The organism is Motiliproteus sp. MSK22-1, assembly GCF_001968815.1.
GTDB lineage: Bacteria > Pseudomonadota > Gammaproteobacteria > Pseudomonadales > Balneatricaceae > Motiliproteus.
The window spans coordinates 447,284-462,785 of sequence record NZ_MIEQ01000044.1; the positions used below are offsets into that span (position 1 = coordinate 447,284).

Below are 15,502 nucleotides of genomic sequence, written 5' to 3' on the forward strand. Positions count from 1 at the left end.
TCATCAATGTCCTGTTTATCAGCGGCTAGTCATCCGTATTGACAATGGTGATGGAATCCAACGTGTGACCAACACCACGTCGCTCAGGACGATACATATCCTCGACCAACGGCGAAGGCACTTTATAGATGCCCGGAGTCACCGCCCGTACCAGATAAAAAACATTCGCTGCACCGTAACTATTAAGATCCAAGGCTGCAACAAATCGATCATCGCGATATTCTTGATGCTTAATTGTCGTGTATCGACTGAGTTCTTTCATAAGCTTACCGTCGATATTGAACTCATCCAGCTTGATCGCATTTTCAAGGTTCTGATTTTCCAGTTCGAACCCCGCTGGTAGCAGATCAACCACCAGAGCGTCGGGTGTGCGCTCTTGTGCAGTCACTTCCAGATGCACAATATAAAGCTGACCCACACGGACTTTATCCGGAACAACTGGTTGACCGTCTGTGGTATACCAGGTTCGGGCAATTGACAGCCCTTCTGAGCTATAACCGGGTTTTTCCGTGCCATAGCCACTTATATTCGCACTAACAAACAAGGGCTTGTCACTTTGCGATTCAATTTCCAGTCCTTCATTTATCACCGAACCATCCAGTTTTCTCCGATAGGCAACATCCTGGCTCAGTATTTGTTCTGCCGCCCCCAGAATCACCTTTGCCTGCCAGCTATCGGAACGATAGCTTTCCAGAGCAATGCCCGCTAAAAATAAGGCATTGCGCTCCTGGGTACTTAACCAGCGTCGCGTTCTTAGGTGTTTTGCCAGATCAAAACTCATGGAAATGGCCTGATTAGTGTATATACCATTATCGATCAGCAAATAGATCGTCATCGCCATATCACGAATACGGCTGCCATAATCACCGAAATAACGACTCCTCTGCGCAATATTGCCAAGCGCTTTTTCAAGAGACTGCACACCACGCTTCTTATCTCCCATCCGAATCAGCGCAATCCCTAATTGAGCCTGGGCCAGCCCGGATTTTGCCCAATCCAACTGGTGGTCGAATAATGTCCGCATGGAGCCTAACGGAGCCTGATTAACCCGTGACAATACGTAGGCGCTGTAAGCTTTATAGGCAAATGTGTAATGATTGCTGTCCTGGCTCCAGCGTTCTCCGACAAAGCGACCACCCCGATTCACATACTGTTTAAGACGATTCATCGTTTTATCGATGAGACGGGTGGGCACCTCAACCCCCATATCTCTGGCACTGAGTAAAAAGTCTGCCACAAATGCTGTCAACCAGTGTTCTTCTGGTGAAGTGTTACTCCAGAGGCCAAAACCACCATTGACCAATTGCATTGACGAAAGACGATCAATGCCTTGCTCAATCATTTTTATGCGCTGTTCCTCAGCGAGCGTTTTCAAACCAAAACGCTGCTGAATTTCGGGTGTAGCAAAGGTCAGTGGAAAAGCTCTACTACTGGTTTGCTCAAGACAGCCATAGGGGTATTCGAGCAACTGTTGCAGCTGATCCTGCAAATTGATATTTGCATGGGGAGAGACAGATACCAATGCTTCGACGGAATCTGACAACATACCGGAGAGACTTTCTCTCTGTAGACTGAAGCGCTCTCCCTTCGCAAGTAACTTCGATTGCTGATGAATTAACGCAGGATAGGGTGGACGCACACCCAGGTACCATTGACGCTTAACGGGTTGAATAGCAGAGCCAGTGACCAACAGGTCAAACTGAGCCTGACCGCTGTAATCGGTTGCTTCTATTTCAAAGTTAAGCGTTCTTTTCTCTTTATCGGCCAGCGCTATACGCTGCTCTTGTGCAACCAGCCTAATAGGTCCCTCGCTTTGTAAGTAAACATCCAGCGTTTGAGATTCACCACTGAGATTATTAATATCCAACGCGATGGTAGCTTTATCACCCAACGCAAGGAAACGCGGCATTGCCACTTGGGTCACGACGGGAGCCGCTACTGTTAACTCTTGTTCTCCATGGCCAAAACTATCGGCAGAAAATGCAAGCGCCATTAATCTCAAACGTCCATTAAAATCAGGAATATGCAGCGGTACTGATGCACGACCCTGATTAACCTCAATCGGCCCACTGAACAGCGAAACAATCTGTACTTCTGATTGTGGCTCCTGCCCCCCACGAGTAAGGTCAGCATCCCCCCCAAAACGCAGACTCGCCTTTTCTGCATCACCGACTTCAATAACCTGGTTATATATGTCGCGATTTTCTATCCCATAACGTCGTCGTCCAAAGAAACCTTCATGAGGATCAGGAGTTGAAAAATTGCTGATGCTTAACACCCCTACATCAACCGCAGCCAGTGTCAGAAACACCGGACTGGAATTCTTGCCATTGCCATTGATTTGACTGCCGGATACTTCTATCTCTACATCAACGGTTTGTTCCGGAAGAACTTTTTCAGCGATATCAAACTCAACCTGTAATTGACGATCACTGCGATCCAGCGCCAGGTGCACCAATCCAAAACTGCGCTTTGGCGTAATCGATTTTTTATGCTCCCCGCGACGCAAAACCATCGCAGTAATATACAGGTTATGCTGCTGCCAACTATCATCGACGGGGATTTGCAATGTCACACCCTGTTCAGGAATCGACAATCGCTGCATCCACAAAGGAGCGTCTCCTTCAACCATAACCAGTGCTTCACCCTGTTCTGGAGGAACAATCGTGACATTGGCGATATCACCCGCTTTATAATGCTCTTTATCCAGTACGATACTGACTTTATCCGGACGAACAGCTTGACTACTCGATTGAGCATTAAGCCAATTGCTATACCAGTTGTAACCGGCATAAAAGCGAACGCTACTGGTCAGGTTATTGTCCCTGTCACGGACCTCCAACCGGTAGTTACCGTAGCTTACCGGGTATTCCACAGTGGTTGGCTGGCCTTTTGTAATCGATACAGATTCAGTAATCTCAGCGAATTCCTTATCAGTCCATTCGTAGTGCCACCCTCGTGAATCGTCATACACCCAAAAATACTGACGATCTTCACGAATTAACTGGACCTCCATATGTTCCGCCGCAGTTAGCTCTCCTTGCAAATTCGCTTTGACGATATCAAAGCCCACACGTGAATTAGCCGCTGGATTATCATCACCAAAGCGAGTACGGATGCCAATTAACTCCTTGGCAGGCCAGATCAGAGAGGAATACACGCGGGTAACCGGTCGGCCTCCGGTTTCATATAAGCTACTGATTAACTTAACTTCAAGTGGCGAGCGGACACCGGGCCAGCGCGAGCTGATAACAACCTCTCCAGAGCCTCCTTTGTCGAGACGCAAATCTTTCAGGTTAAATTTCTGACTCAACCCTGACTCAGTAATATGTCCGAACTGATAATTTTCCAGTGCTTTGATCGGATTTCGCCAGGGTTTGACATTAACGATGGTACTGAGACGATTTCCTGCTGCCGGGGCGCCGTAAAGGTATTCACCTGATACAGGAACCTTAAGCTCTTCAGCCGGTGTCGCCACTATCGGCTGGCTATTATTATTGTTAAAGCTCAGCTTCATCCGCTCGGGCAAAAACTCCTCGACTTTAAACGGATAAACAACGGGGCTTTGTAATGCTCCGGTAACCACCAGCTCCCAGTTCCCTAAGGGGGCGTTGCTCGGTATTTGCCAACCATAATGGTAATAAGCAAGGGACTGCGGCCGCCAGTTAAAGGTTTTGGCAACCGATCCATCGGGACGTTTAAGCTCTGCATTGAGTACAGTGGCCAGGGTATTGCGACCATCACCGTCACGCAGCAGACCATTAAAGTCAATGACTTCTCCTGGCCTGAATAAATCTCTGGGAGAATAGACAAATAATTCAACAGGCATCTGCGGACGCTGGCCAAGATCAAACTCTGACAAATCAAATGCTGGTTTTCTGGTTTCAATAATCGAGTAGTGTTCTCCAGCCTGAGCGACAATCAAACTGGCTTTTTCTTCTGAACCTTCAAAGCTCGCCAGACCATCGGAACTCGTCAAACTTTCAGTCAATATATTGGACTGCGTATCGAGTAAACTAACCTTAACATCGGCCAACGGCTTACCTGTTTTAAGTGAAGAAACATGTACATCCAGCTGCTGGTCATACTGGCGGGCATGGATGCCTAAATCAGTAACAGAAAACCAAACCAGCTGTTTCTTGTCGTATTCCCCCGCTGCCAACATTACCGCAAGGTACAGCCCCGGCTCTTTAAGTGCTTCCGAAGCACGAACATCAATGCTGCGCTTCACCCGGGTATTTTTAGGCACATTCAGATCGTAACGTCCGCTGTAAACCAGATCCCCATGGCCTGTCAGCCTATCCATATCCCAATAATACTGACGGTAGTTTTCCATCCGTCGTAAAAAATCATCAATATGTTTGTTCTTAATGCGAAAAAAGTCGATATTGACCTGTTCAACGTTCACCGCCGCAACCGGCAGACCATTCCCCAGACCCGCGGTTAAAAAGCTTCCATTGGTATCGAAATTAACCACGGGGATCAAATTACGGGTACGTACAGTTGCAAAAGCCTTGGTTACCAGGGAATCACCGTTTGCTGCTTTAAGACCAGGCTGAACGGTAATCTCATACTCAGTATCAGGCTCGGTATGGGGAAACCATAACGTCTTGCCAGAAGCAGATAATACCCAGGCCCCATCCACCAGGTCCCCACTGTTCTGACTAACACTCAAATGAGTCTGCTGATCATCAGCTGGATTGAGTGGGACTGAAAGCATCACCGCAATGGCATTACGGCCATCGAGAGTACGCTCTGAAATATCCAGTACTTTAAAATCGACCCCCTGATAATCACGCTGCACAGCGGCAAGCTCAAAAGTGTCTTCGCCATCCTCTATCTTCGTATCAGACGCGACAACGGTCTCATCAGAAACAACAACTGCTTTAGTCAGGGTTTCTTGAGGATCTTCTCTGCGTTGATCTGAACAACCACCAACAATAAGTAACAAGGCGAGATAACACAGAGTCCATTTCATAGCGAGCGAGTCCTGTAGAAAAATATAAATGTCTTTGAAACAACTATTGTTGCGCAGGGAACGTTTAATGGCCCAAGGGACTTGTGCGCAGGTTCCCTAACAAAATGCCCTTCGATGAAAGGCATTCTTATCTGGACAAGGATATAAAGCAAATAGTATTAAAACAGCTTTATAATCCGTGCCGGAACGAATCGCTTAAGGGCTTCCCTTCAACCATATGAGAATATCTGACAATGATTGATGACTTACGGGCTATGGTTGTGTTTGCAAAAACAGTTGAATCTGGATCATTCAGAGGAGCTGCTAAAGAGCTGAAGTTGACTCCTTCAGTCGTCAGTCATCATATATCCAGACTTGAAGAACGGTTAGGTGTGACGTTGCTGTACCGCTCTACTCGTCGACTTTCGTTGACCGACGACGGTAACAAACTATTCAGAGCCTCTCAAAAAATCATAGAAGCAGCTACTGAAGGTCTGGATGCCATTGCAGGCCACTCCAGCGAACCCTCTGGGAATCTCAGCCTAACTGTCCCGGCAATGCTGGCACGAGATCAGCTTGTCCAGAATATAGCAGCCTTTGCTGATAAGTACCCCAAAGTAAACTTATCGATCAGCTTCAGTGATCTACAGCAGGACTTGATTCAGGGAGGCATTGATCTGGCTATTCGAATTGGAGGACTGAAAGACAGTGCCCTGAAATCAAAAAGACTCTTTGTAATGAAGAGAAAACTGGTAGCCAGCCCCTCCCTGTTAAAGCGCAACAGCCAACCAAAACATCCGGAAGATTTAAAAAGCTGGGACTGGATAGGCCTGAAAATGCGTCCCAATCATAAAATTCTTGTCAACCAGTCTGGCGACCATTACCAGATAGATTACCAGCCCAGAATCATCGTCGACAGTCTGGAGGCCGTTTGCCAACTGGCCATCGCCGGAACAGGCTTAGCCTCCCCGCCAGCATTTATGGTTAAAGATGCTTTGGAAAGCGGTCAGCTGATAGAACCCATAAAAAACTGGGATATAGAATCCCTGGGGGTCTACGCCGTATGGCCCCCAAATGCAACAAGGGAAAGCCTGACATATCGATTGATCTCATTTTTAGCGGAGCAACAAGAGCGGAGAGTTTAGTGGTATTGAAGGTTTTTTTTGAGATGACATTCATTACCTATCCCTTGTTGACCGTGCGTCAACTTCCGTTATCTTTCCTTGCTGATGGATGTGCCAGGTTATACACCTCTTTGAGATTAATAATCGAGAGACCGGACCTGATTTTTCCGCAATGGTCACTTCAACGGTTTAGGCTTGTGCCTGTTCAAACAAAAACACTTTCATAACATTGACAACATACTTATCCAAAAGGCGCTCTTCCCAATTTTTTTTGCCCCACCTCCGAACTCTGGGTGTATTTATAACGCTCATTGGATATGATTGAAGCATGTCAATTCCCAGACACGACCCCAGTGTAGCGGTGGTACCTTATTTCAGTTTCATCAACAGACTTGTTAGCCAGCTGATTGTCATTGATGATCTTAATGATGCCCTCGCCACTATAAGCACGTTTGAGCTACCGGATTTTTACGGCGATGTCTGTGGAATTTATCTGGCTGATGAAAAACAGGAGCTCATTCAAAAAGCTCAGTGTTGCTCACCCCGTTGCAAGAAGCTTTTTTCTGTTAACGAGATAACGGGTTCTGATACCCCTTTACAGGTTTTCGAACAAAAAGAATCTGTTCTAAAAAGTGCTAATGGAGCTGGCGAAGCTAAAAATTCCTTCCTCAAGGCGTTGCGCATGGAGGTGTCAGTCCCGATTCTATTGGGAGACCGCGCTGTTGGGGTTATCTACTTTGCCTGTTTCGAGGAGAATTTTTTCCAGCAAGAACACCTGGAACTGGCTAAAACCCTGGCGCTGAATATTGCTGCCAAATTAGCTAACAGCAAAACCGTTGAGCGTCTCCGTGAGTCGGTGGAACAGTTGCAACATGCCGAACAGGTGCAGACGGCACTGTATGAAATATCATCCGTCACCCATGCCGCAAAGGACCTGAAAGAGCTCTATCGAAGACTTTACCAAATCGTCGGCGGGCTCATTTACACCAAGAATTTTTACATTGCTCTGGTGGATAACGAAGGTCAACGAATCACTTTTCCTTTTTTTATTGATGAATTGGACCCGATATTTGAGGACCAGTCATTTGATTTTAAACAGAAAGAAAAAACCAGCCTTACCGGTTACCTGCTCTCCAGCCGGGAGCCATTACTAATCCTGCCAAACACCCTTAAAGAAACCTGTGAAAAACGGGGTATCAAACATATAGGCTCAGCCCCCTATTCGTGGTTAGGTGCTCCCTTTTTTCTAAATCACCTTTCTGGTGCGGTGGTGGTTCAAAGCTATGATCACAACACCTCATTCACCGAGAAAGATAAGGAGCTGCTGGTGTACGTAGCCAGCCATGTGGGTGATGCGCTGGAGCGAAAAACCAATGAAGAACGACTGCGACATCTGGCACTGCATGACGTATTGACCAGTCTGCCTAACCGAATGCTGTTCTATGACAGGCTAAAACTGGCATTGGCCAGGCATCATCGAGATAAACGACATCCGGTAATCATTTTCTTTCTGGACCTGGATCTGTTTAAGAATGTAAATGACCAATACGGTCATCTTGTAGGCGATGAGTTGCTAAAGCAGATTGGTCTTTCAATTGCTGAATGTCTGCGAGAGTCTGATACTTTGGCTCGCTTTGGTGGCGACGAATTTGCCATTTTGCTTGAATCATTAGACCGCGAGCAAGCACTCCAAATTGCAGAACGCATTATTAATGCCGTGAAAAAGACCTTTCATATAGATGATCACAAAATAAACACCTCTACCAGCATAGGTATCGCTTTTGCCAATGATCAGACCAGACACCCTGATCACATGATCGGCATGGCCGATCAGGCGATGTATCAGGCAAAGTCAAAAGGACCGGGTATCTACCAAATATTTGGAGAGTAAAGGATCTCGGCGAGTGACTGAAATCAGCTCCGACCGCCTGGAGGCTCCAGACTGGTCGGGTTGCGAATCTCGGCAACAAAGTCGTAGGTATCTCCGGGAAAATAAGAACGGGTAAATTCCACCGGAGTATCGTCTTCCAATAAACCCAAGCGTTCGATATAAAGCACTGCGCTGCCGACCGGAATTTCCAGATACCCCGCCCGAATATCATCAATAGCAATTGCCCTGATTCGCTGCAGGGCTTTCACCGGCCTGAGCCCTTTACTGGAGAGAACTTCATAGAGAGAGCCTTCCACTACGAAAGGGTTATCCAGAAAACGACGCGGAATAGAGGCCATTTCCAGCGCCATCGGCTGGTCATCACCGGTCCGCAGTCGATGAAAGCGCACCACCTCGTCTTCAGAACTGAGTCCTAAGGCTTCCTGCTCATCCTCAGTTGCCAGCCCTAAGGCCCGATCCAGCCACCGGGTTCCAGGCGTTTTTCCTCGCTCCTGCATAACCTCGGAGAAGCTCTTAAGAAAATTCAGCGGCTGTTCTACCCGGTCGCTGACGAAGGTTCCCGCCCCCTGGCGCTGGGTCAACAGGCCTTCATCCACCAGATCATCGATTGCACGACGCACTGTGACACGGGACACTTTCATGGCACTGGCTATCTCCCGCTCAGCAGGAATGGCATCACCATACTTAAGCACGCCACTTTTCACAGCTTCCCTGATCAGTTGCTGTAATTGCAAATACAGTGGTTTATTCTCCCGGGAAATCTGCTCATGGGAGTCAAATATCTTGTGAACAAGGCTCTCAACTTTATTCATAATTATCTCAGGAGGCTCAGATTGCTATCCCTGTCTTATCTCCCCCTTTCTATCTCTAATATATCCATTTAACCCGCACCGACGGCCTTTAATCGGGCCAACTCAGCATGAGATTTAACATTCCCTGCTTTTAATCGACGCATGGCTTGACCGCTCTGGCTAAATACATGGGCACTCACCGGGCTGAAACAAACCTTGATACGCTCGCCAATGGTCGTCGTGCTTTCACCGCTGGCTCGAACAATAATTTCAGCGCCATCATCCAGTTGCATGTAAACAAAGCTGGCTTCTCCCAGCTGCTCTACCAGTGTGACCTGTCCTTCCAGAACCATTTCTGCGTCAGTTCCCTCTTGCATATGCTCGGGTCGAATACCGATTGTTACACTATCACCAATAGCGAGATCAGCACTCTCCACATGAGCCTGTGTGATGGTACCGTTGCTCAGCTTAATATCCAAGTACTCTGAATTAATAGCCGATACTCTGCCATCCATAAAATTCATCTTGGGTGAACCAATAAAACCCGCCACAAATTGAGTCTTCGGATGCTGGTACAACTCCAATGGCGAGCCACACTGCTCTACCCGCCCCTCGTTCATCACTACAATTTTATCTCCCAGGGTCATTGCTTCAACCTGATCATGGGTCACATAGATAATGGTAGCTCCCAGCTCCTGATGCAGTTTGCTGATCTCCACTCGTGTCTTAACCCGAAGTGCGGCATCCAGGTTTGATAATGGTTCATCAAACAAAAAAACATTGGGGTCCCGGACAATAGCGCGACCAATCGCAACTCGTTGTCGTTGTCCGCCCGACAGCTCTCTTGGCAACCGATCCAGCAAGTGGTCAATATGGAGAATCCTGGCTGCTTCCTCTACTTTCTCACGGATATCCGCTTTACTTTTTCCAGCGATTTTGAGGCCATAAGACATATTTTTGAAGACACTCATATGTGGATACAGTGCGTAGGATTGAAACACCATCGCAATACCGCGTTTAGCCGGAGGAAGATTGTTCACCACCCGGTCGGCAATTGACAGCTCACCACTGCTGATATCCTCCAGCCCGGCAATAAGTCTTAACAGGGTAGACTTACCACAACCGGATGCTCCAACCAGCACCACGAACTCACCATGTTTGATATCCAGTTCAATCCCATGCAGAACTTCAACATCACCATAGTTTTTCTTAATATTTTTTAGTTGTACGTCAGCCATAAATCACCTATTTATTCGAGTATTCTGATCATTCCGTCTATATCGCAATACCGTATCTCAGCACCATTTTCGGATAGATATAGATCTCTACTTCACCGCTCCAGAGGTCAAGCCTCGGATAAGCTGGCGCGAGAAGATCAGATAAAGAACGAGCACGGGTACGATGGCCAGCGTCAGAGCCGCAAGCACAGAGTTCCAATCCGTCACGTACTGGCCTATAAACTGTTGGACACCCAGTGTAATTGTCTGATTACCTTCACCTGGCGCCAGAATCAGCGGGAACCAGAGATCATTCCATATAGGAATCATCGTAAATACTGCAACGGTTGCCAGTGCCGGACGAATCAAAGGCAACACGATGGTAAAAAAGATCTTGTATTCACTGACATTGTCACAGCGAGCAGCTTCCTTCAGCTCTTTGGGTATCTGACGAATAAATTCCGAAAGAATGTAAACCGCCAACGGTAACCCCTGAGCAATATAGACCAGTACCAGCGCCGTCAGCGTATTAACAAGGTTCAGATTTGACATCAGATTAAGGATACTGACGGTACCCAGCCTAATAGGAATCATAATCCCCATGGCAAACAGGATGGCGATAAAAAGATTACCGCGAAACTTGTATTCAGTCAGGGCAAAAGCCACCATCGCCCCCAACAACAACACGAAAAATAGCGATAACAACGTTACCACCATGCTGTTTGCAAAGAACAATTCGAACTCTGAACGCAGCAGTACCTGCTCAAAACCCACCATACTGAAAGTATCCGGAGTGGGTAGCGCCAAAGGATCTTTAAAAATCGCCTTACGGGTCTTGAAGGCATTGATAATAATCACAAAAATGGGAAATAGAGCAATAAAGGTGTAGATCATCAACACCCCGTGCATCATTACCTTTTTACCGCTGCCATGTTTAATAGACAGCTTCTGTGGGATCGTCATTTGATTAAGCATTTGTATCGCCCTCCCTTAAAGCTGGAATCGCTGCATGCGACGCTGTACCAGAAACAGGTAGATAGCGACACCAATCAGAATAATAAGGAACATAAGCGTAGCGACCGCTGCTCCCATCGTGATGCTGCCGGATTGCAGCTGGAAGCCAAAGAAGGTGCGGTAGAATAGCGTCCCCATTATATCAGTGGAGAAATTAGGGCCAGCCAGTGCTCCTTTCACTGCATAGATCAACTCAAAGGCATTGAAGTTAGCCACAAAAGTCAGAATCGAAACCATACCTATAGTTGGCAAAATCAACGGGAGTTTAATATTCCAGAAAGTCTGCCAGGCGCTTGAACCATCAACGACGCTGGCATCGATGAGTTCGTCGGGAATATTCAGCAGCGAAGCATAAATAAGCATCATTGGAATACCAACAAACTGCCAAACAGAAATTAATGATAGTGTTGTAAGCGCAGTACCCTCATTACCTAACCAGGCATCAAAGTATTCGCCTAGCCCAATGTCGTAAAGGAAGTTTTCACTGATACCCCAGATAGGGCTTAACAACAATTGCCAAACAAATCCGATAATCACCACCGATAACATGGTCGGCATAAATATTAAGGTGCGATAACTGTTGCTCCATTGTAGACGTGGAGAACTGAGTAACACAGCCAGCATCAATCCAATAGGGTTTTGTACCAGCATATGAACAATAAAAAATTTGGTATTGTTCCAGAGCGCGTTCCAGAACGGCTCTGACCAGACGGCATCAAACAGCAATGTCTGGTAATTTTTCAAGCCGGAGAAAAAACGCTGCCCACTCTCATCTTCCTCGAAAAAACCCAGCCAAAGCGTATCCAGTAACGGATAAACACTGATTGAAACGTAGATCAGTAGTCCCGGGGCGAGAAAAAACAGGATATGCCAGGGAAATGGCGCCTTGTGATTGGAAGTAGTCATATCGTCGTACCAGAAGGGGATGAATCAAACCAGACCAGGATGTCCTGGTCTGGTATCGAGGGTCTCTTCCAGCGCCATGATTCTCTATGACGCCTGTTTGGATCCCTCAGTACTTACACGCTTACTGGTGGGGTGCATACCACTTGCTCAGGCCACTTTCGACCTGAGCCGCAGCATTTTCTGGTGTCATTTTGCCGTTCAGTACCTGAACACTGACGTTCCAGAGCTCATTTTCCATACTCGGAGTACCTCGGGAAAGAATCTGATAGGAGTTTCGGATTGTCTGTTGGCATTCATCACGCCAGCTCAGGAACTCCTGAGCCACCGGGTCCTTTATTTCAATCTTATGGTTAGCTAGAGAGAAGAAACCCGGTAGCGCATTGGAATAAAGCTCGGCAAAATCCTGACTGGCCATCCAGTTAAGGAATATCTTTGCAGATTTTTTGTTCTTACTCGCCTTGTTAATCCCCATGGCAATATCGGTGTGATCGCTGATATAACAGGTATCCTGCCCATCAGGAACCGGTGGGAAAAAAGCACCGAACTTAAAGTCAGCCTGTTCATTGAAGGTCGGGATATCCCAGGAACCGGCTGGATAGATCGCGCCACGCCCCAGGGTAAAAAGGTTCTGGGAGTCGGAATAACGCTGGCCTTTATAGCCCCGCCCCATGTAGGGACTCCACTTAGAGAGATGCTCCCAAACTTTTACGTACTGATCATCGGTTATTTTTTCATCACCGCTGATCAGGTTTTTACGTCCCTCTTCACCCTTCCAATAATTGGGACCTACGTTCTGAAAGCCCATGGTTGCAGCTTCCCATTGGTCAGCCGTGCCCATGACCAGAGGAATATAACGACTCTCAGTCTTTATAGTATTAAGCAGATCAAAGAACTCTGTTTCTGTCCTGGGTTCTTTTAGTCCCAATTCTTCAAAAATTTCTTTGTTGTAAATAAAGCCGTGAATAACAGAGGCCATTGGCATACAGAAATTGGCAGCGCCATCATCAGTAACCCACGCACTCTTGGCAACATCAGAGAAGTGTTTCATGCCCTCAACATCATTCAGGGGCTCCAGATATCCTTTGTTATACAAGCTAAGAGAAACATCAAACGGCCGACAGGTGATCAAGTCTCCTGCTGTTCCACCTTGCAATTTGGCGGAAAGTGCAGAGTTATAATCACTGGGAGGAGTCGGGTTGAATTCCACTTTGATATCAGGATGGACCTTATTAAATGCAGGAATAATTACATCACTCCAGATTTTGGTGTCGTCATTGCGCCAGCTTTCAATAACCAACCAATCAGCGGCCTGAACACTGGTAGAAGAGATCGCAATTCCGAGCGCCAGACCAGCCATCTGAAAGCCAGCGCCCTTAAGAGGTGTGTTACGCATTATTCTTATACTCCGGTTGCTTGTTATCCGAACGCCAACCCTTTTCTGGATCAGGCGTATGTCTTTTATTCTTTGGCCCGTTTAAAAAGCCCTTATTGGTATCTTTACCAGCTAGCCTTTATGACCACCAAAATAGTATTTCCAGGTGATTTACCCTGACCAACATAATACCAATGTACATAAACAGCACACCAATTACAATACCACTTAATACCCAGACTCATAAACAAACTTGAAAATAATTCAATATCAATAAGATACAGCTGATTATTTTTTACACTATCAATCCAAAACCATCAATGGTATTGTATAGGTATTATTTATTGAAAATAGAAACAGATTCAAAGCCACACTGGTATTGTCTGGCATCAGGTTCAAACAAGCCTTGATGATTCAATGACGACTGACCATGATCAAATACCATTGTGGGTTACCAGCGAAGTCACCATCGCTACTCTAAGAATAGTTTGGAGGTAATCTCTATGCAGGTCGTTATTGCTGAATCAGCGCAAGAAGTTGCGCAACTGGGGGCAGACCATATTTGTCGACTGATCAAAAACAAACCTGCGGCAGTATTAGGTCTGGCTACCGGTAGCACACCCATTGCTCTCTACCAAGAGCTGATCTCACGCTTTCAACATGGCATTCTTTCGTTTAGCCAGGTCCGCAGCTTTAACCTGGACGAATACGTTGGTCTTGAACCGGACCACCCTCAAAGCTACCGACACTTTATGAATCACCAACTGTTCAAGCATATCAATATCAACCTGCAGAATACTCATCTGCCAGATGGTACTGGCGATCCGGTACTTCAGGCGGAGCGCTACGAAGCTCAGATAAGAGAGGCTGGAGGTATCGATTTACAGGTATTGGGGCTGGGAAGAAACGGCCATATTGGCTTTAACGAACCCTGTTCCAGCCTTGGCTCTGCCACTCGAATAAAAACCCTCACACCAGAGACACTTCGAGATAACAGTCGTTTTTTTTCCAGTGACGAATTTCAACCAACCCTTGCGATTACGATGGGAATAGGCACTATTCACCGGGCGCGTAAGGCCCTGCTCCTGGCAACCGGAAAAGCAAAAGCAGAAGCGGTCAAACAAATGGTTGAGGGACCTCTTTCCGCAAGCTGTCCTGCCTCTGCGCTGCAAATGCACCCCCATGCTGTTGTGGTCGTTGACCCGGAGGCTGGCGCCTTACTGACACACCATGACTACTATCACAGGGTCAGAGCTGAAACTGACCTTTTGGCAATGGAACACTATCAATGAGCAAACAGCCGATTCTGATTCAGCAGTCAAAAAAGCAGCCGTACTTTCTGGGGGTTGATGGCGGTGGCACCAGTTGCCGGGTACGCCTCTGCGACTCAGAAGGAAACACTCTTGGTGAAGGCTATTCAGGTAGCGCCAATGTCCGACTCGGTGTAGAAACCAGTTACCGTTCGATTCTGGAAGCGACTCATCATGCTGTGTCGAATGCAGGCCTTGAACGGGGAGTTCTTATCAAAACCCACGCAGGAATGGGATTAGCCGGGGCCATATCCCCAGCTATTTGCAGTGAAATAATCAACTATCCACACCCTTTTGCAAGTGTTGCAGTAGAGACAGATGCTCATATTGCATGCCTCGGTGCTCATCAGGGGAAAAACGGTGGTATTTTGATTCTGGGAACGGGTTCCTGTGGTGTTGCTTTGGTTGATGGTCACTTTCATAACATAGGCGGCTGGGGCTTTCCTATCTCCGATCAGGGCAGTGGCGCCTGGGTTGGTCTGGAGCTGCTGCGATATGCCTTGCAGGCTCATGACAAAGTGGTACCATCCACAGCCCTCAGCTCTGCACTCATAAACCAATTCAATAATAACCCAGCAGAAATCGTCGCCTGGATGGACCAATCCTCTCCCCGCGACTACGGCTCTTTTATGCCGTTGGTCGTCGAATATGCTGAACAGAATGATGCGCTGGCCCGCGGACTTTTACGTCAGGCTGCCGCAGAAGCGTGCAAATTACTGGCGGCATTAAGAGCCTGCGGTGTAACTCGCATCAGCTTAATGGGTGGGGTTAGTTCTATTGTTAAGCCCCTGTTACCCGTAGAAGACCAATCCTGTCTAGTGGCACCCCAGGGGGATGCAATGGACGGTGCCCTGTTATTAATACGACAACCAGATAAACGACAATCAACATTTTCAGATAACTCACAAGGGGAGTCCTAG

The 15,502-nt window shown here is 47.1% G+C and carries 10 protein-coding genes; 4 read left to right on the forward strand and 6 right to left on the reverse strand.

The features are described 5' to 3' along the window. Positions 1 to 25 precede the first annotated feature (25 nt). A complete protein-coding gene (locus tag BGP75_RS12650) occupies positions 26 to 4,978 on the reverse strand; it encodes an alpha-2-macroglobulin (RefSeq protein WP_076718951.1) in 4,953 nt (1,650 codons plus the stop codon). A gap of 233 nt (positions 4,979 to 5,211) precedes the next feature. Between BGP75_RS12650 and BGP75_RS12655 the strand changes: the two genes are divergently transcribed. Beyond that, positions 5,212 to 6,102: a LysR family transcriptional regulator gene (locus BGP75_RS12655; RefSeq protein WP_076718952.1), complete on the forward strand. Its 891-nt coding sequence runs from the start codon at positions 5,212 to 5,214 to the stop codon at positions 6,100 to 6,102. Positions 6,103 to 6,409: 307 nt separating this feature from the next. Then, positions 6,410 to 7,972, forward strand: a complete 1,563-nt coding sequence (locus BGP75_RS12660) for a diguanylate cyclase domain-containing protein (protein WP_076718953.1) — start codon at positions 6,410 to 6,412, stop codon at positions 7,970 to 7,972. 23 nt (positions 7,973 to 7,995) lie between these two features. Here BGP75_RS12660 and BGP75_RS12665 read toward each other — a convergent pair whose 3' ends face one another. From BGP75_RS12665 to BGP75_RS12685, 5 genes are all read right to left on the reverse strand, one after another. Beyond that, the gene (locus BGP75_RS12665) at positions 7,996 to 8,784 is read right to left on the reverse strand and encodes a GntR family transcriptional regulator (protein WP_076718954.1); all 789 of its coding nucleotides are present in this window, start codon (positions 8,782 to 8,784) and stop codon (positions 7,996 to 7,998) included. A gap of 68 nt (positions 8,785 to 8,852) precedes the next feature. Continuing rightward, positions 8,853 to 10,001, reverse strand: a complete 1,149-nt coding sequence (locus BGP75_RS12670) for an ABC transporter ATP-binding protein (RefSeq protein WP_076718955.1) — start codon at positions 9,999 to 10,001, stop codon at positions 8,853 to 8,855. An 87-nt stretch (positions 10,002 to 10,088) separates the two neighbouring features. Further along, complete coding sequence (locus BGP75_RS12675; protein WP_076718956.1) at positions 10,089 to 10,955, reverse strand: carbohydrate ABC transporter permease; 867 nt, start codon at positions 10,953 to 10,955, stop codon at positions 10,089 to 10,091. Between the two features lie 15 nt (positions 10,956 to 10,970). After that, entirely contained in the window at positions 10,971 to 11,900 is a 930-nt protein-coding gene (locus BGP75_RS12680; protein ID WP_076718957.1) for a carbohydrate ABC transporter permease, read from the reverse strand. 121 nt (positions 11,901 to 12,021) lie between these two features. Next, complete coding sequence (locus BGP75_RS12685; RefSeq protein ID WP_076718958.1) at positions 12,022 to 13,293, reverse strand: ABC transporter substrate-binding protein; 1,272 nt, start codon at positions 13,291 to 13,293, stop codon at positions 12,022 to 12,024. A 482-nt stretch (positions 13,294 to 13,775) separates the two neighbouring features. On the opposite strand from BGP75_RS12685, the gene nagB reads away from it, so the two are divergent. Continuing rightward, positions 13,776 to 14,564, forward strand: a complete 789-nt coding sequence (nagB, locus tag BGP75_RS12690) for a glucosamine-6-phosphate deaminase (protein WP_076718959.1) — start codon at positions 13,776 to 13,778, stop codon at positions 14,562 to 14,564. Next, positions 14,561 to 15,502, forward strand: a complete 942-nt coding sequence (locus tag BGP75_RS12695; protein WP_076718960.1) for a BadF/BadG/BcrA/BcrD ATPase family protein — start codon at positions 14,561 to 14,563, stop codon at positions 15,500 to 15,502. Before nagB ends, BGP75_RS12695 begins: the two co-directional genes overlap by 4 nt.

Excerpts from the sequence above, each read along its gene's own strand:
- BGP75_RS12650 (WP_076718951.1), bottom strand. The coding sequence starts at position 4,978 with ATGAAATGGACTCTGTGTTATCTCGCCTTGTTACTTATTGTTGGTGGT.
- BGP75_RS12655 (WP_076718952.1), top strand. The coding sequence starts at position 5,212 with ATGATTGATGACTTACGGGCTATGGTTGTGTTTGCAAAAACAGTTGAA.
- BGP75_RS12660 (WP_076718953.1), top strand. The coding sequence starts at position 6,410 with ATGTCAATTCCCAGACACGACCCCAGTGTAGCGGTGGTACCTTATTTC.
- BGP75_RS12665 (WP_076718954.1), bottom strand. The coding sequence starts at position 8,784 with ATGAATAAAGTTGAGAGCCTTGTTCACAAGATATTTGACTCCCATGAG.
- BGP75_RS12670 (WP_076718955.1), bottom strand. The coding sequence starts at position 10,001 with ATGGCTGACGTACAACTAAAAAATATTAAGAAAAACTATGGTGATGTT.
- BGP75_RS12675 (WP_076718956.1), bottom strand. The coding sequence starts at position 10,955 with ATGCTTAATCAAATGACGATCCCACAGAAGCTGTCTATTAAACATGGC.
- BGP75_RS12680 (WP_076718957.1), bottom strand. The coding sequence starts at position 11,900 with ATGACTACTTCCAATCACAAGGCGCCATTTCCCTGGCATATCCTGTTT.
- BGP75_RS12685 (WP_076718958.1), bottom strand. The coding sequence starts at position 13,293 with ATGCGTAACACACCTCTTAAGGGCGCTGGCTTTCAGATGGCTGGTCTG.
- nagB (WP_076718959.1), top strand. The coding sequence starts at position 13,776 with ATGCAGGTCGTTATTGCTGAATCAGCGCAAGAAGTTGCGCAACTGGGG.
- BGP75_RS12695 (WP_076718960.1), top strand. The coding sequence starts at position 14,561 with ATGAGCAAACAGCCGATTCTGATTCAGCAGTCAAAAAAGCAGCCGTAC.